This window comes from Streptococcus sp. k-378 (genome assembly GCF_013277505.1).
GTDB lineage: Bacteria > Bacillota > Bacilli > Lactobacillales > Streptococcaceae > Streptococcus > Streptococcus pseudopneumoniae.
In genome coordinates this window covers 12,175-30,038 of sequence record NZ_VMNC01000011.1, presented here as the reverse complement: position 1 = coordinate 30,038, position 17,864 = coordinate 12,175, and the positions used below count along the sequence as shown (strand labels likewise).

The following is a 17,864-nucleotide window of genomic DNA, read 5'->3' as shown; positions in this document are numbered from 1 at the left end:
GTCGATTTTTTATGCCTTAGATGACTTTCGTCTGTGATTATAGGTTCCAAATAGTAAGAGAGAAGTAAAGGAACAAATTGCTCCAGTAATAAAACCATTGGGAATGAAGGAGAGTGTAATAGTTCCTTTCCCCTTGGGAACCTCAACTTTCATAAATCCAGTTTGAGCTTGTTTAATTTCTATTTTCTTACCATCTTGGTAGGCAGACCAACCTTTGTCATAAGGAATGGTGAAGAAAATGGACGTATCTTGTTTAACATCATATGTAGCAAAGACCTTGTTTTTAGAAGTTGATACTGTGACAGGTTGTTCTTTAATTTTTTGAATTGCCTCGGTGAATGTTTTGGTATCTAAACGGTAGAAGGTAGGAGATTCAAATGATACTTGTGAATTTCCAGGGAAACTAACATTGATATTGAAAGTTTTTTTCTCTTTTGTATAGCCTAGATTAAAGAAGGAGAAGATATTATCAGTTGTAAAAGTTTTCTTTTTTCCATTGACAAGGATGTCAACCTTTTTTTGTTTGTCATTAGAAAAGTGAAGGTTTGTGAAAGAAAGATAAACTTGGCTGTTTTCTGGCACTTCAATTTGATACTGTATTGCTGCATCCTCATTTGAAGAACTTGTGACACTAGTCAAATCATTAGTATTTTCAGTTTTTTCATAGGGGATTGGAGAAAAATAATCAAAATCGACGTTAGCAAGTTGATTTAAAAACGAGGCCTGATTATCCAAAGTGTGTTCATTGAACTTGACATCATTGTAAACAGATTGACTAGCAAATGCAATCGGAAGGGAGTATTGATTTTCATATAGGGTAAGATTATCTTTTTGATATACATCTTGGAAACCATACTTATCAATAGGGTTTTCTGAGATATTGTACTGGATGCCAAATAAACTATCAGCCAAAATACTATTATTTGCATAGCGTAGATTGAGATTAGTCCCAGAGGATTTAAACCCCAGTTTATCCAAAGTAGAGCTTGCTGAACGATTTCGAACAGATGAAAATTGAGAGATTCCATTGTAGTTGAATTTCATACTGTCATTTCCTGTTTGAGTTTCTAGTTTCTCACTACGAGTAAATTGATTTCCAATATATGTTGAGAAAGATTCCATAGCTGGGATATCTCGATTATATGAACTTCGAGAAGCAAAACCCCATTCTTTAGCAATTCCGTCTATTTGAGATGAAGCATTTAAACTCATTTCAACCATTATAAATAAAGAGATTAGAATGGCAAATAGATTTACAGAGATAAACTTTTTGATAACTGCAAGGAGTAAAAGCGAATAGACAACCAAAAATTCAAGAGTAAGCAGAATATTCAAATCTGTTAAAAAAGAATAATGTGATTTTAGATAGATGGTAGCTAAAAATCCTGTTACTATAAGAAAAAGCGAAACTAAAAAATTCCAGATTTTAATTTCTTTCAGACGATTTAAGACTTCCGCTGCTGTGTAAATTAACAAGGTAGAGAAAATCCAAGCATAGCGATGTAAAAACATGTTTGGAGTATGCATGCCTTGCCAAAATAAATCAAGAGCTTCAATATAAAAGCTTGCAATTAGAAATGCAAAGAAGATTGCATAGATAAGTTTCACGTGAAACTTAATAGATTTCAGGGTAAAAAATAAAATAGTTAAAATAAAGGGAAGTAGTCCAACAAAAATCATTGGGATGGCTCCATACTTTGTTGTGTCAAAGGAACCAATGAATTGCTTAGCAAAGAGATCAAGATACCAGCTACTTTCAGTTTGAAACTTTGTAACTTCAGTCAATTTTTCCCCATGTGTCCGTAAATCAAATAGAGTGGGAAGAGTCATAATTAAACTAGCCATACCAGCTAAAAAGGAGGTGACAACAAAATCAAGAACAGATGATTTGCGGGTTTTAAAGTCCCAAGAAATTTGACAGAGACACCAGAAAATAAGAAACAATGCTGTCATATAGCCAAAATAATAGTTTTGGACAAATAAGATTGACAGACTTGTAAAGTATAATGAGGATTTCTTTTCAGTTATAAGTAGGTGTAAACCAGTTATAATTAAAGGAATCAAGATAAAAACATCTAGCCAGGTTTTTATCTCTAACTGACTAACGGTAAAGCTCATCAGAGCATAGGAAGTAGATAAAGCTAGTTTTAAAGGATTAGGAATCGATTGAAATAATTTATTTAAACTAAAGTAAGTTGACAGTCCAATCAATCCAAATTTTAAGAGAGTTGTCAGATAGACAGCATCTGGCATATTCGTTAGATCAAAAAAGTAAACTAGAGGTGAAAGGAAACTTCCCAAGTAATAACTAGATAGGGCATAGAAATTTAATCCGAGGCCACTTGTAAAGGTATAAAACAGACTATCATTTCCATGTAGGATATTTCGTAAAGCTACATCAAAAATAACGTATTGATGAAACCCATCTCCTAATAGTGGAGATGTATCGCTATTCCAGTAGATACCTTGAGATAGATATACTCCTATCATAATGATTACGGGAATGATGAAAGAAACAAAATAGATCCAATATGTTTTAAAAAATAATTTCATGTTACTTCATAAAATGTTAGAAAACCCAGCTGGTTAACCCAACTGAGTTTTGAAGTTTTATTTAGTCTTTCCAAAGTTCTTTAACTTTTGCTTGTACTTCTGCATTTTCTAGGAATTCATCATAAGTTTCATCGATACGATCGATGACGCCATTTTTTGACAAGACAATGATATGGTTAGCTAGAGTTTGAATAAACTCGTGGTCATGGCTGGCAAAGATGATTGATTCTTTAAAGTTTTTCAATCCGTCGTTTAAGCTTGAGATAGATTCCAAGTCCAAGTGATTGGTTGGATCATCAAGTACAAGGACATTTGATTTCAAGAGCATGAGTTTTGAAAGCATGACACGCACTTTTTCTCCCCCTGACAAGACATTTACAGGTTTGTTAACTTCATCTCCAGAGAAGAGCATACGGCCGAGGAAGCCACGTAGGAAAGTATTGTCATCTTCTTCTTTACTTGCGAATTGACGCAACCAGTCAAGGATTGACTCTCCTCCTGCAAAATCTGCCGAGTTATCTTTTGGCAAGTAAGAACGGCTAGTAGTTACTCCCCACTTGACAGTTCCTTCATAGTCAATGTCCCCCATGATTGCACGAATTAATGCAGTCGTTTGAATATCATTTTGTCCAATAAGTGCTGTCTTATCATCTGGACGCAAGATGAAACTAATATTATCCAAGATAGTTTCACCATCAATCTTTACAGTTAGATTTTCTACTGTCAAGAGATCATTACCAATCTCACGTTCCGCTTTAAAGTTGATAAATGGATATTTACGACTAGATGGCACAATCTCTTCTAGCTCAATCTTATCAAGCATTTTCTTACGTGATGTTGCCTGCCTTGACTTAGAAGCATTGGCAGAGAAACGAGCAACAAATTCTTGTAATTGTTTAATTTTTTCTTCTGCTTTAGCATTACGGTCTGCTAGCAATTTAGCAGCAAGCTCAGAAGATTCCTTCCAGAAGTCGTAGTTTCCGACATAGAGTTTGATTTTTCCAAAGTCAAGGTCGGCCATGTGAGTACAAACTTTGTTTAAGAAGTGACGGTCGTGGGATACTACGATAACTGTGTTATCAAAGTCAATTAAGAAGTCTTCTAACCAAGTAATCGATTGGATATCCAAACCGTTAGTAGGCTCGTCCAAGAGAAGAACATCTGGTTTACCAAAAAGTGCTTTGGCGAGGAGAACCTTTACTTTTTCACCGTTGGCCAATTCGCTCATGTTTTGGTAGTGTAATTCTTCTGGAATGTTTAGGTTTTGAAGGAGTTGAGAGGCTTCACTCTCTGCTTCCCAACCTCCAAGTTCGGCAAACTCTCCTTCGAGTTCGGCAGCACGAACCCCGTCCTCGTCTGAGAAATCTTCCTTCATGTAGATAGCATCTTTCTCTTTCATGATGCTATAAAGTTTTTCATTTCCCATGATAACGACATCAATGGCACGTTCATCTTCGTAGTCAAAGTGATTTTGACGAAGAACAGAGAGACGTTCATCTGGACCAAGAGAGATGTGACCAGTAGTAGGTTCGATATCTCCAGCTAAAATTTTTAAAAAGGTTGATTTTCCGGCACCATTAGCACCGATTAATCCGTAAGTATTTCCTTCTGTAAATTTGATATTGACATCATCAAAAAGTTTGCGATCACTAAAACGTAGTGAAACATCAGATACTGTAAGCAATATTTTTCTCCTATATGTGTAATATATTTATTCTACTAGAAAATACAGAAATATTCAAATTTTTATTTGTCAATTTTGTGTAAATTATATTTACAGTATCCTTTACACAAATCTGTGAAAAGCAAGGCTGATTTATTTTGATAAATTACGGTTATTTCATTAAAAAAATGCTATAATTGAAGGGACTATATCGAAGGAGAACAAAATGACTAAACCCATTATTTTAACAGGAGACCGTCCAACAGGAAAATTGCATATTGGACATTATGTTGGAAGTCTCAAAAATCGAGTATTATTACAGGAAGAGGATAAGTATGATATGTTTGTGTTCTTGGCTGACCAACAAGCCTTGACAGATCATGCCAAAGATCCTCAAACCATTGTAGAGTCTATCGGAAATGTGGCTTTGGATTATCTTGCAGTTGGATTGAATCCAAATAAGTCAACTATTTTTATTCAAAGCCAGATTCCAGAGTTGGCTGAGTTGTCTATGTATTATATGAATCTAGTTTCGTTAGCACGTTTGGAGCGAAATCCAACAGTCAAGACAGAGATTTCTCAGAAAGGATTTGGAGAAAGCATTCCGACAGGATTCTTGGTCTATCCAATCGCTCAAGCAGCTGATATCACAGCTTTCAAGGCTAATTATGTTCCTGTTGGGACAGATCAGAAACCAATGATTGAGCAAACTCGTGAAATTGTTCGTTCTTTTAACAATGCATATAACTGTGATGTCTTGGTAGAACCGGAAGGTATTTATCCAGAAAATGAGAGAGCGGGTCGTTTACCTGGTTTAGATGGAAATGCTAAAATGTCTAAATCCCTTAATAATGGTATTTATTTAGCTGATGATGCGGATACTTTGCGTAAAAAAGTAATGAGTATGTATACAGATCCAGATCATATTCGAGTGGAAGATTCAGGTAAGATTGAGGGAAATATGGTTTTCCATTATCTAGATGTTTTTGGTCGTCCAGAAGATGCTCAAGAAATTGCTGACATGAAAGAACATTATCAACGAGGTGGTCTTGGTGATGTGAAGACCAAGCGTTATCTACTTGAAATATTAGAACGTGAACTGGGTCCTATTCGTGAGCGCCGTATCGAATTTGCTAAGGATATGGGAGAAGTTTATAATATGCTTCAAAAAGGTAGTGAAAGAGCGCGTGAAGTTGCAGGTCAAACCCTATCTGAGGTTAAAGGAGCAATGGGACTTCATTACTTTAACTAAGTTTATTTTACAAGAAACTATCATTTCTATCTCAAAGAAAAGATAGTTTTTTATTTACCCCTGTAACATTTGACAAATTTTTATAGAATGGTATGATAGATACAATATAAAAAGAGTCAAGCTCAAAAAGAAAGAAAAGAGGAAACTTCGAATGTCTAATTGGGACACTAAATTTTTGAAAAAAGGTTTTACCTTTGATGATGTATTGCTTATTCCAGCTGAAAGTCATGTGTTGCCTAACGATGCAGATTTAACAACTAAATTGGCAGATAATCTGACTTTAAATATCCCAATTATTACCGCTGCCATGGACACAGTTACAGAGAGTCAAATGGCCATTGCTATTGCTCGTGCAGGCGGTCTCGGAGTTATCCATAAAAACATGTCAATTGCTCAACAAGCAGACGAGGTTCGTAAGGTAAAACGTTCTGAAAATGGAGTTATTATTGATCCGTTCTTCTTGACGCCTGAACATACAATTGCTGAAGCAGATGAGCTTATGGGACGTTACCGCATCAGTGGTGTTCCAGTTGTTGAAACACTTGAAAATCGTAAATTGGTTGGTATTTTGACAAACCGAGATCTTCGTTTTATTTCAGATTATAACCAACCAATTTCAAACCATATGACTAGTGAAAATCTTGTGACTGCTCCTGTGGGTACAGATCTTGCAATAGCTGAGAGCATTCTTCAAGAACACCGTATTGAAAAGCTTCCGTTGGTAGATGAAGAAGGTCGTCTTTCTGGTTTGATTACTATCAAAGATATTGAAAAAGTTATTGAGTTTCCAAATGCTGCTAAAGATGAGTTTGGTCGTCTACTAGTTGCAGGTGCAGTAGGTGTTACTTCAGATACATTTGAACGTGCAGAGGCTCTTTTTGAAGCAGGAGCGGATGCGATTGTTATTGATACTGCACATGGTCATTCTGCAGGTGTCTTGCGTAAAATTGCTGAGATTCGTGCTCACTTCCCAGATCGTACTTTGATTGCTGGAAATATTGCAACTGCTGAAGGTGCACGTGCCCTTTACGAAGCAGGTGTAGATGTTGTCAAGGTTGGGATTGGACCAGGTTCTATCTGTACTACTCGTGTGATTGCTGGTGTTGGTGTTCCGCAAGTAACAGCTATCTACGATGCTGCAGCTGTTGCGCGTGAATATGGAAAAACGATTATTGCTGACGGTGGAATCAAGTATTCTGGAGATATTGTAAAAGCCCTTGCTGCAGGTGGAAATGCAGTTATGCTTGGATCAATGTTTGCTGGAACTGATGAAGCTCCAGGCGAAACTGAAATCTTCCAAGGACGTAAGTTTAAGACTTACCGTGGTATGGGATCAATTGCTGCTATGAAGAAAGGTTCAAGCGACCGTTATTTCCAAGGTTCTGTCAATGAAGCAAACAAGCTCGTTCCAGAAGGAATTGAAGGTCGTGTTGCTTATAAAGGTGCTGCAGCTGATATTGTTTTCCAAATGATTGGTGGTATTCGCTCTGGTATGGGTTACTGTGGTGCAGCTAACCTTAAAGAACTACACGATAATGCTCAATTTATTGAAATGTCTGGTGCTGGTTTGAAAGAAAGCCATCCTCATGATGTGCAAATTACTAATGAGGCACCAAATTATTCTATGTAAAAAACAATGAAAAGAACTCCAGTGAAAACAGGAGTTCTTTTACAATGTTGTCAATTTCCATTTACAGCAGCTTTACCATTCTGAATAGTGAAGATACTTAGATTTTCTGGCAGATTTTGAAGATGGTCTAAGCTTGTTGTTGTGATAAAGGTTTGGATTGATTGAGAAATCGTTTCTAATAATTTTAACTGTCTAGTGTTGTCAAGTTCACTCATCACATCGTCAAGCAGTAATATCGGAGATTCTGTGGTAATGCTTTCCATTAATTCGATTTCTGCTAATTTTATAGAGAGGACGAGACTACGATGTTGACCTTGGCTTCCGAAACTAGCATCCATCCCATTTATATAAAAAGAAATGTCATCTCGATGAGGACCGACACCAGTATTCTTTTTAAATAAATCTCTGGATCTACTTTTTTCTAAAGCAATTTTGAAAGATTCGGATAAGTTTTGTTTGTCAGTTATATTGACAGAAGATTGATAGGATATTGACAACTCTTCGATCTGATTAGAGAGTTCAAAATGTTTCTTACGCCCAAATGATTCTAGTTTTTTTATGAAATCTAAGCGGTGATTCATTACACGATATCCATAATCAACTAGCTGATCATCTAACACAGAAAGGAATGTTTCATCTATTTTTTGAGCTGATTTTAGGTAAGTGTTTCTTTGCTTTAGGATGTGGTTATAATTGGTTAAGTCAGATAAGTAGATTGGCTTAATTTGCCCAAGTTCCATATCAATGAATTTTCGTCGAATCGAAGGTGCTCCTTTAATTAGTTGTAAATCTTCAGGAGCAAATAAGACAACATTCATGTGTCCTACATAATCTGAAAGGCGTGCCTGTTTTAAGTGATTAACTTTTGTTACACGGCCTTTTTGTGTTAGTTCGATTTCTAGGGGAATGGATCCAGTTTTTTTCTGAACGAGACCTGAAAGATGAAGTTGTTCCTCATCAAAATGAATGAGATTTTTATCTGTTCGAGTTCGATGACTACGCGTTAAGGCTAAAAAATAGATAGCCTCTAACATGTTTGTTTTTCCTTGTGCATTACGTCCCAAAAAGACATTCAATTTAGGATTAAAGTCTATTTTCGTTTCTTTGTAATTACGAAAAGTCTTGAGAGATAGATGTTGTAGCCACATGATTATCTACCAGGGAATCGTGGAGCTTGTTGGCTTTTAGGTGATGAAGCAGGTTTCGATTTGTCTTTTTTAACTCCCTTATTCATCTTTTTGACAAGTTTAGCGATCCGTTCTTTTTCAACTTTATCAGCTTGGTATTCATCTTGTTCTTCAGAAGTAGGTTGTGTCAACAAGATGTCAATGTTCATGTCAGGGATGTCAACTTTATCGCCAATACGAAGTTTTTTTCCACGACGACTCTCTAATTCCCTATTAAAGTAAACAGAATGTTCAGAGAGAAATGATTTAATAGCTCCTCCGCTATGTGTAATTCCAAGTTCTTTGAGTAGTGCTTGGAGGGTAATAAATTCTTCAAATAATTTGTATTCCATAATTCACCTCAATCTTTGGTATTATACCATATTTTCCTAAAAATAGTGAGAGAGACAGTGAGAAATGTAAGCGATTTTTATTTCAAAAGTGTTACAGGGAACAAGAAAATTTCAGGTTTTCGTGATATAATAGAAGTCTGTATATAAGGAGGTAAATCATGGAGTTAGTGCATGGAATTTCAACACATTTTATCCAATCAAAAAAGTTTAAAACAAACAAAATTACCGTGCGTTTTACCGCTCCATTATCCCTTGATACGATTGCAGGTCACATGTTGAGTGCAAGTATACTAGAGACTGCTAATCAGATGTACCCCACTTCTCAAGATTTGAGGAGACACTTGGCCAGTCTATACGGTACAGATATGTCAACCAATTGTTTCAGAAGAGGGCAAAGCCACATTATAGAATTGACATTTACCTATGTTCGTGATGAGTTTTTAAGTAGGAAAAACGTGCTAACTTCTCAGATTTTGGAACTTGTAAAAGAAACTCTTTTTTCACCCGTAGTAGTTGATAATGGGTTTGATCCGGCCTTATTTGAAATTGAGAAAAAACAATTGCTAGCAAGTTTAGCAGCTGATATGGATGATTCTTTTTATTTTGCACATAAAGAATTGGATAAATTGTTTTTTCATGATGAACGTCTTCAATTGGAATATAGTGATTTACGAAATCGTATTTTAGCTGAAACTCCACAAAGTTCTTATTCTTGTTTCCAAGAATTTTTAGCCAATGATCGAATAGATTTCTTTTTCCTAGGTGATTTTAATGAGGTTGAAATTCAAAATGTATTAGAATCATTTGGCTTTAAAGGTCGAAAAGGAGATGTGAAGGTTCAGTATTGTCAACCTTATTCTAATATCCTTCAGGAAGGTATGGTTCGGAAAAATGTGGGACAATCTATTTTGGAATTAGGTTATCATTACCGTTCTAAATATGGTGATGAGCAACATTTACCCATGATTGTAATGAATGGTTTACTTGGTGGATTTGCTCACTCTAAGCTCTTTACAAATGTCCGTGAAAATGCTGGATTTGCTTATACTATTTCAAGTCAGCTTGATTTATTTAGTGGATTTTTGAGGATGTATGCTGGTATTGATCGAGAAAATCGGAATCAGGCTCGTAAAATGATGAATAATCAACTGCTTGATTTAAAAAAAGGTTATTTTACAGAGCTTGAGTTAGAGCAGACCAAGGAAATGATTCGTCGGTCTTTGTTACTTTCTCAAGATAATCAAGGTTCATTGATTGAACGTGCTTATCAAAATACCTTACTTGGAAAATCTTCAGCAGACTTTAAAAGTTGGATTACAAAACTCGAGCAAGTTGATAAAGATGATATTTGTAGAGCAGCTAATAATGTGAAACTACAAGCGATTTACTTTATGGAAGGAATAGAATGACAAAGGTTGCTTTTGAAGAAAAATACTATCCAGCTGTAAAAGAAATGGTTTATCGAACTCGTTTGGCCAACGGATTGACAGTTGCTCTTTTGCCTAAAAAGGAATTTAAAGAGGTTTACGGGAGTGTAACTGTACAATTTGGTTCGGTAGATACGCTTGTCACAGAAGTTGACGGAGATGTAAAAGAATATCCTGCGGGAATTGCTCATTTTCTTGAACATAAATTATTTGAGAGAGAAGATTCTAGTGATTTGATGTCTGCTTTTACGAGTCTAGGTGCAGATAGTAATGCCTTTACAAGCTTTACAAAAACAAGTTATCTTTTTTCAGCAACGGATCATTTTTTAGAAAATTTAGATTTACTTGATGAATTGGTAACATCAGCACACTTTACTGAAGCTTCCATTTTGAGAGAGCAGGATATTATCCAGCAAGAACGAGAAATGTATCAAGATGATCCAGATTCGTGTTTATTCTTTTCAACTTTAGCGAATTTGTATCCTGGTACACCTTTAGCAACGGATATAGTTGGAAGTGAGGAGTCCATTTCCCAAATCAATCTAACTAATTTGCAAGAAAATTTTACAAGATTTTACAAACCTGTAAACATGTCTCTGTTTTTAGTTGGTGATTTTGATGTAGAGCTAGTTCAGGGTTACTTTGAAAGAAAAGAACTGAAAGACTTAGATGTTCAGGAAGTAGTAAGAGAAAAATTTGTTTTACAGGCTGTAAAGCAAACAGACAGTATGAGAATGGAAGTATCTTCTCCCAAACTAGCGATTGGAGTTAGAGGTAAGCGAGAAGTTGCTGAGGCCGATTGCTATCGACATCATATTTTATTAAAATTATTGTTTGCAATGATGTTTGGTTGGACTTCGGATCGTTTTCAAAAGTTATATGAATCAGGTAAAATAGATACTTCTCTATCTCTGGAAATTGAAGTAACAAGTCGCTTTCATTTTGTTATGTTGACAATGGATACGAAAGAGCCAGTTGCTTTATCTCATCAATTTAGGAAGGCCATTCGTAATTTTACAAAGGATTTAGATATTACAGAGGATCATTTAGATATTATCAAAAGAGAGATGTTTGGAGAATTTTTCAGTAGCATGAACTCTCTTGAATTTATTGCAACGCAATATGATGCTTTTGAACATGGTGAGACAATTTTTGATTTGCCGAAAATTTTACAGGGAATTACTTTAGAGGATGTACTTGATGCTGGACATCATTTAATAGATGATGGTGACATAGTTGATTTTACAATATTCTCATCGTAGTAACCTATCATAATAGACACTAGAAAGAAGGGATGACAAGTATGAGGAAAAAAACAATTGGTGAGGTTTTACGATTAGCTAGAATCAATCAGGGATTGAGTTTAGATGAATTGCAGAAAAAAACAGAAATCCAGTTAGATATGTTGGAAGCAATGGAAGCAGACGATTTCGATCAACTTCCAAGTCCTTTTTACACGCGTTCTTTCTTGAAAAAATATGCATGGGCTGTTGAGTTAGATGATCAAATTGTTTTGGATGCTTATGATTCTGGGAGTATGATTACTTATGAGGAAGTAGATGTTGATGAAGATGAGTTGACAGGTCGTAGACGTTCAAGTAAGAAAAAGAAGAAAAAAACATCCTTTTTACCTTTATTTTATTTTATCCTTTTTGCTTTATCGATTTTAATTTTTGTGACCTATTATGTTTGGAACTATATTCAAACTCAACCAGAGGGGCCTTCTCTTTCTAATTACAGTGTGGTTCAATCAACAAGTTCAATAAGTTCAACTAGCTCTGTTCCTCACTCATCAAGTAGTAGTTCATCTAGCAGTTCTTCTAGTATAGAATCAGCTATAAGTGTATCAGGCGAAGGAAATCATGTAGAAATCGCTTATAAGACAAGTAAGGAAACAGTTAAATTTCAATTGGCAGTTTCAGATGTTACAAGTTGGGTCAGCGTTTCAGAAAGCGAACTTGAGGGCGGTGTAACCTTATCACCGGATAATAAAAGTGCAGAAGCAACAGTTGCAACTAAAAGTCCTGTAACCATTACCTTAGGTGTTGTAAAAGGTGTTGCTTTGACAGTAGATAATCAGACTGTTGATTTATCGAAGTTAACAGCGCAGACTGGACAAATCACTGTAACCTTTACTAAAAATTAAGGAAAAACGAATGAAAAAAGAACAAATTCCCAATCTCTTAACAATAGGTCGAATTCTCTTTATACCTATTTTTATCTTTATTTTAACGATAGGAAATTCGATAGAGAGTCATATAGTGGCAGCTATTATCTTTGCTATTGCTAGTATTACAGATTATTTAGATGGATATTTAGCTCGTAAATGGAATGTGGTCAGTAATTTTGGTAAATTTGCAGATCCTATGGCGGATAAGTTACTAGTTATGTCGGCTTTTATTATGCTGATTGAGTTAGGTATGGCTCCAGCTTGGATTGTTGCAGTGATCATCTGTCGTGAGTTGGCTGTGACAGGTTTAAGGCTTTTATTGGTTGAAACTGGTGGAACAGTTTTAGCAGCAGCAATGCCTGGAAAAATTAAAACTTTTAGTCAGATGTTTGCCATTATTTTCTTGCTATTACATTGGACTTTGCTTGGTCAAGTTCTACTTTATGTGGCCTTGTTTTTCACTATCTACTCTGGCTATGATTATTTCAAGGGTAGTGCCTATGTATTTAAAGGGACATTTGGTTCGAAATGAAATCAATAATTGATGTAAAAAATCTTTCTTTTCGTTATAAGGAAAGTCAAGAATACTATGATGTGAAGGATATTACGTTTCACGTGAAACGTGGAGAATGGCTTTCGATTGTAGGGCATAATGGTAGTGGTAAATCAACGACGGTTCGATTAATTGATGGCTTACTGGAAGCAGAATCTGGAGAGATTGTAATAGATGGTCAACGGTTGACTGAGGAAAATGTTTGGAAAATACGTCGTCAAATCGGTATGGTTTTTCAAAATCCAGACAATCAATTTGTTGGAGCGACTGTTGAAGATGATGTAGCCTTTGGTTTGGAAAATCAGGGTCTTTCTCGTCAAGAAATGAAAAAGAGAGTGGAGGAAGCTCTAGATTTGGTTGGCATGTTGGACTTTAAAAAGAGAGAGCCGGCGCGTCTATCAGGTGGCCAAAAACAACGTGTGGCCATTGCAGGTGTTGTAGCCCTAAGACCAGCTATTTTAATCTTAGATGAAGCAACGAGTATGTTGGACCCTGAGGGGCGTAGAGAACTGATTGAGACAGTACAGGGAATTCGGAAAGACTATGATATGACGGTCATTTCTATTACCCATGATTTGGAAGAAGTTGCCATGAGTGACCGCGTATTGGTCATGAAAAAAGGGGAAATTGAATCAACTAGTAGCCCAAGAGAACTTTTCTCTCGAAATGATTTAGATCAAATTGGATTAGACGATCCTTTTGCCAATCAAGTAAAATATTCTTTGAGCCAGAATGGCTATGATTTACCTGAAAATTATTTGACAGAAAGTGAGCTAGAGGATAAATTATGGGAATTGCTCTAGAAAATGTGAGTTTTACATATCAAGAAGGGACTCCCTTAGCTTCAACAGCTTTGTCGGATGTTTCTTTGACGATTGAAGATGGTTCTTATACGGTTTTAATTGGGCACACAGGTAGTGGTAAATCAACTATTTTACAACTCTTAAATGGTTTATTGGTGCCAAGTCAAGGGAGTGTGAGGGTTTTTGATACCTTAATCACCTCGACTTCTAAAAATAAAGATATTCGTCAAATTAGAAAACAGGTTGGCTTGGTATTTCAGTTTGCTGAAAATCAGATTTTTGAAGAAACGGTTTTGAAAGACGTTGCTTTTGGACCGCAAAATTTTGGAGTTTCTGAGGAAGATGCGGAGCAGATTGCGCGTGAGAAACTGGCTTTGGTTGGAATTGATGAATCACTTTTTAATCGTAGTCCGTTTGAGTTGTCTGGTGGACAAATGAGACGTGTCGCCATTGCAGGCATACTTGCCATGGAACCAGCTATATTAGTCTTAGATGAGCCAACAGCTGGTCTAGATCCTCTAGGGAGAAAAGAGTTGATGACCCTGTTCAGAAAACTCCACCAGTCAGGGATGACCATCGTCTTGGTAACACATTTGATGGATGATGTTGCTGAACATGCGAATCAAGTCTATGTGATGGAAAAGGGACGTCTAGTTAAGGGTGGTAAGCCAAGTGATGTCTTTCAAGATGTTGTCTTTATGGAAGAAGTGCAGTTGGGAGTACCTAAAATTACGGCCTTTTGTAAACGATTGGCTGATAGAGGCGTGTCATTTAAACGATTACCGATTAAGATAGAGGAGTTCAAGGAGTCGCTAAATGGATAGTATGATTTTGGGGCGTTATATCCCAGGGGATTCGATTGTTCACCGATTGGATCCACGTAGCAAATTGCTTGCTATGATGTTACTGATTTTAATCGTTTTTTGGGCTAATAACCCCTTGACAAATTTAATTCTTTTTATAGCGACAGGGATCTTTATTGCCTTGTCAGGAGTATCTCTTTCATTTTTTATTCAGGGCTTGAAGTCTATGTTTTTCTTGATTGCCTTCACAACTATTTTTCAACTATTTTTCATTTCTAATGGGAATGTTTTATTTGAGTTTTCGTTTGTGAGAATCACGGATTATGCTTTGCAACAAGCTGGGATTATTTTTTGTCGCTTCGTATTGATTATTTTCTTTTCAACTTTGTTAACCTTAACGACCATGCCCTTAAGTTTGGCATCAGCTGTTGAAGCTTTGTTAGCGCCTTTAAAGCGTGTGAAAGTTCCAGTTCATGAAATTGGATTGATGCTGTCCATGAGTCTACGTTTTGTCCCAACCTTGATGGATGATACGACGCGGATTATGAATGCACAGAAAGCTCGTGGAGTTGATTTTGGAGAAGGAAGCATCGTTCAAAAGGTGAAGGCGATGATTCCCATTTTGATTCCTCTTTTTGCAACAAGTTTAAAACGTGCAGATTCTTTAGCTATCGCTATGGAAGCGCGTGGTTATCAGGGTGGAAAAGGCAGAAGTCAATACCGACAATTGGAATGGACTCGAAAGGATACGCTGACTATTCTTGTTATTCTCGTACTTGGTTGTTGCTTATTTTTCTTAAAATCTTAGTAGCATTTAAAGAATTGATTAAAAGTTACTGTAACAGTTTTTGATATAAAGGTAGGGATATGAACCGTTTTAAAAAATCAAAATATGTCATTATTGTTTTTGTCACTGTTCTGCTTGTCTCAGCTCTCTTAGCGACGACTTATTCAAGTACAATTGTGACAAAATTAGGAGATGGAATCTCATTGGTTGATAGGGTTGTGCAAAAACCTTTTCGGTGGTTTGATTCTGTCAAATCAGATTTGGCTCATTTGACACGAGCATATAATGAAAATGAAAGTTTGAAGAAACAGCTTTACCAGTTAGAAGTCAAATCAAATGAGGCGGAAAGTTTAAAGACGGAAAATGAACAACTGCGTCAATTGCTTGATATGAAGTCTAAATTGCAAGCCACAAAGACTTTGGCAGCAGATGTTATTATGCGTTCTCCGGTATCTTGGAAGCAGGAGTTGACCTTGGATGCAGGTAGATCAAAAGGGGCTTCTGAGAACATGTTAGCTATTGCAAATGGTGGCTTGATTGGGAGTGTTTCAAAAGTGGAGGACAACTCCACTATGGTCAACCTTCTGACAAATACGGAAAATGCTGATAAGATTTCTGTTAAAATTCAACACGGCACTACCACAATTTATGGCATTATTGTTGGCTACGACAAGGAAAATGAAGTTCTTAAAATTAGCCAATTAAATAGTAATAGCGATATTAGTTCAGGCGATAAGGTGACAACGGGTGGATTAGGAAACTTTAATGTTGCGGATATTCCTGTTGGTGAAGTGGTTGCCACAACGCATAGTACAGACTATTTGACACGAGAAGTAACTGTTAAATTGAGTGCAGATACTCATAATGTGGATGTGATAGAATTAGTGGGGAATTCATAATGAGACAGTTGAAGCAGGTTGGAGTATTTTTATTGCTCCCTTTCTTTGTTCTAATTGACGCCCATATTAGCCAGCTTCTAGGCTCATTTTTCCCCCATGTACATTTGGCTAGTCATTTTCTGTTTCTATTTCTCTTATTTGGGACGATAGAAGTATCAGAGTATCTCTATCTAGTCTATTGTTTTGTTATAGGCTTGGTTTATGATGTTTACTTTTTCCATCTAATAGGGATTGCAACTCTCTTATTTATCTTATTGGGAGCCTTTCTTCATAAATTGAATAGTGTTATTTTGTTGAATCGTTGGACAAGAATGCTAGCTATGATTGTGCTGACATTCCTGTTTGAAATGGGTAGTTATCTTTTGGCTTTTATGGTAGGGTTGACAGTAGATAGCATGTCGATTTTTATAGTCTATAGCTTGGTACCGACGATGATTTTAAATTTTTTATGGATTACTGTTTTTCAATTTATTTTTGAAAAATATTATCTATAAGAACGACATATAAATGTAACAAAGGCGTAATGTTTATTGGAATTTTTTTTGGTATACTAGTATTGTCTTAAACAGAAGGAGTATTTATTAGCCATGAAGAAAAAAATCTTAGCCTCGCTTTTATTAAGTACAGTAATGGTTTCCCAGGCAGCAGTATTGACGACTACCTATGCAGAAACGACTGATGACAAAATTGCTGCTCAAGATAATAAAATTAGTAATTTAACAGCACAACAAGAAGAAGCACAAAAACAAGTTGATCAAATTCAGGAGCAAGTATCTGCGATTCAAGCAGAGCAATCTAACTTGCAATCTGAAAATGATAGATTACAAGCAGAATCTAAGAAACTCGAGGGTGAGATTACAGAACTTTCCAAAAACATTGTTTCTCGTAACCAATCTTTGGAAAAACAAGCTCGTAGTGCTCAAACAAATGGAGCTGCAACTAGCTATATCAATACCATTGTAAACTCAAAATCAATTACAGAAGCTATTTCACGTGTTACTGCAATGAGTGAAATCGTATCTGCGAACAACAAAATGTTAGAACAACAAAAGGCAGATAAAAAAGCTATTTCTGAAAAACAAGTAGCAAATAATGATGCTATCAATACTGTAATTGCTAATCAACAAAAATTAGCTGATGATGCTCAAGCATTGACTACGAAACAGGCAGAACTAAAGGCTGCTGAATTGAGTCTTGCTGCTGAGAAAGCGACAGCTGAAGGGGAAAAAGCAAGTCTATTAGAGCAAAAAGCAGCAGCTGAGGCAGAGGCTCGTGCAGCTGCGGCAGCAGAAGCAGCTTATAAAGAAAAACAAGCTAGCCAACAACAGTCAGTACTTGCTTCAGGTAATACAAACCTAACAGCACAGGTACAAGCAGTATCTGAATCTGCAGTAGCACCTGTTCAGGCTAAAGTACGTCCAACATATAACACAAATGCCTCAACTTATCCAATTGGTGAATGTACATGGGGAGTTAAAACATTAGCACCTTGGGCTGGAGACTATTGGGGTAATGGAGCACAGTGGGCCACAAGTGCAGCAGCAGCAGGTTTCCGTACAGGTTCAACACCTCAAGTTGGAGCAATTGCATGTTGGAACGATGGTGGATATGGTCACGTAGCGGTTGTTACAGCTGTTGAATCAACAACACGTATCCAAGTATCAGAATCAAATTATGCTGGGAATCGTACAATTGGAAATCACCGTGGATGGTTCAATCCAACAACGACTTCTGAAGGTTTTGTAACATATATTTATGCAGACTAATTATAGAGGGACTCGAATAGAGCCCTCTTTTCAGATTTT

General features: G+C 36.4%; 16 protein-coding genes. 12 read left to right on the top strand and 4 right to left on the bottom strand.

Features of this window, described 5'->3' with window-relative positions; genetic code table 11:
- Positions 1-9: 9 nt before the first annotated feature.
- Positions 10-2,553, bottom strand: a complete 2,544-nt coding sequence (locus tag HT719_RS01530) for a YfhO family protein (protein ID WP_172928003.1) — start codon at positions 2,551-2,553, stop codon at positions 10-12.
- 61 nt (positions 2,554-2,614) lie between these two features.
- Positions 2,615-4,237, bottom strand: coding sequence for an ATP-binding cassette domain-containing protein (locus tag HT719_RS01525; RefSeq protein ID WP_100104161.1), 1,623 nt, complete (start codon positions 4,235-4,237; stop codon positions 2,615-2,617).
- A 205-nt stretch (positions 4,238-4,442) separates the two neighbouring features.
- On the opposite strand from HT719_RS01525, the gene trpS reads away from it, so the two are divergent.
- The gene (gene trpS, locus HT719_RS01520) at positions 4,443-5,468 is read left to right on the top strand and encodes a tryptophan--tRNA ligase (RefSeq protein WP_172928001.1); all 1,026 of its coding nucleotides are present in this window, start codon (positions 4,443-4,445) and stop codon (positions 5,466-5,468) included.
- A gap of 151 nt (positions 5,469-5,619) precedes the next feature.
- Positions 5,620-7,098, top strand: coding sequence for an IMP dehydrogenase (gene guaB, locus HT719_RS01515; protein ID WP_000073402.1), 1,479 nt, complete (start codon positions 5,620-5,622; stop codon positions 7,096-7,098).
- A 50-nt stretch (positions 7,099-7,148) separates the two neighbouring features.
- Here guaB and recF read toward each other — a convergent pair whose 3' ends face one another.
- Both recF and yaaA read right to left on the bottom strand, forming a co-directional pair.
- The gene (gene recF / locus HT719_RS01510; protein ID WP_016397296.1) at positions 7,149-8,246 is read right to left on the bottom strand and encodes a DNA replication/repair protein RecF; all 1,098 of its coding nucleotides are present in this window, start codon (positions 8,244-8,246) and stop codon (positions 7,149-7,151) included.
- A 2-nt stretch (positions 8,247-8,248) separates the two neighbouring features.
- Positions 8,249-8,617 (bottom strand): S4 domain-containing protein YaaA, encoded by a 369-nt coding sequence (gene yaaA / locus HT719_RS01505; RefSeq protein ID WP_000455903.1) that lies wholly within the window; start codon positions 8,615-8,617, stop codon positions 8,249-8,251.
- A 158-nt stretch (positions 8,618-8,775) separates the two neighbouring features.
- Here yaaA and HT719_RS01500 point away from each other — a divergent pair, with 158 nt between their 5' ends.
- The 10 genes from HT719_RS01500 (at position 8,776) to HT719_RS01455 (ending at position 17,825) form a co-directional block, all read left to right on the top strand.
- Positions 8,776-10,026, top strand: coding sequence for a pitrilysin family protein (locus HT719_RS01500; protein WP_172927999.1), 1,251 nt, complete (start codon positions 8,776-8,778; stop codon positions 10,024-10,026).
- Complete coding sequence (locus tag HT719_RS01495) at positions 10,023-11,306, top strand: pitrilysin family protein (protein WP_172927997.1); 1,284 nt, start codon at positions 10,023-10,025, stop codon at positions 11,304-11,306. The genes HT719_RS01500 and HT719_RS01495 overlap by 4 nt, the downstream gene beginning before the upstream one ends.
- A gap of 41 nt (positions 11,307-11,347) precedes the next feature.
- Entirely contained in the window at positions 11,348-12,190 is an 843-nt protein-coding gene (gene rodZ, locus HT719_RS01490; RefSeq protein WP_172927995.1) for a cytoskeleton protein RodZ, read from the top strand.
- A 10-nt stretch (positions 12,191-12,200) separates the two neighbouring features.
- Positions 12,201-12,746 (top strand): CDP-diacylglycerol--glycerol-3-phosphate 3-phosphatidyltransferase, encoded by a 546-nt coding sequence (pgsA, locus tag HT719_RS01485; RefSeq protein WP_000712127.1) that lies wholly within the window; start codon positions 12,201-12,203, stop codon positions 12,744-12,746.
- Positions 12,743-13,570, top strand: coding sequence for an energy-coupling factor ABC transporter ATP-binding protein (locus HT719_RS01480; RefSeq protein ID WP_000835726.1), 828 nt, complete (start codon positions 12,743-12,745; stop codon positions 13,568-13,570). The genes pgsA and HT719_RS01480 overlap by 4 nt, the downstream gene beginning before the upstream one ends.
- A complete protein-coding gene (locus HT719_RS01475; RefSeq protein WP_172927993.1) occupies positions 13,555-14,394 on the top strand; it encodes an energy-coupling factor transporter ATPase in 840 nt (279 codons plus the stop codon). Before HT719_RS01480 ends, HT719_RS01475 begins: the two co-directional genes overlap by 16 nt.
- Positions 14,387-15,181 carry an energy-coupling factor transporter transmembrane protein EcfT gene (locus tag HT719_RS01470; RefSeq protein WP_061438552.1) on the top strand — a complete coding sequence of 265 codons (795 nt, stop codon included), beginning with the start codon at positions 14,387-14,389 and terminating at the stop codon, positions 15,179-15,181. Before HT719_RS01475 ends, HT719_RS01470 begins: the two co-directional genes overlap by 8 nt.
- 59 nt (positions 15,182-15,240) lie before the next feature.
- Positions 15,241-16,059, top strand: a complete 819-nt coding sequence (gene mreC, locus HT719_RS01465; protein WP_050971462.1) for a rod shape-determining protein MreC — start codon at positions 15,241-15,243, stop codon at positions 16,057-16,059.
- Positions 16,059-16,553: a rod shape-determining protein MreD gene (mreD, locus tag HT719_RS01460; protein ID WP_172927991.1), complete on the top strand. Its 495-nt coding sequence runs from the start codon at positions 16,059-16,061 to the stop codon at positions 16,551-16,553. Before mreC ends, mreD begins: the two co-directional genes overlap by 1 nt.
- 93 nt (positions 16,554-16,646) lie before the next feature.
- A complete protein-coding gene (locus tag HT719_RS01455; RefSeq protein ID WP_172927989.1) occupies positions 16,647-17,825 on the top strand; it encodes a CHAP domain-containing protein in 1,179 nt (392 codons plus the stop codon).
- The last annotated feature ends 39 nt before the right edge of the window (positions 17,826-17,864 follow it).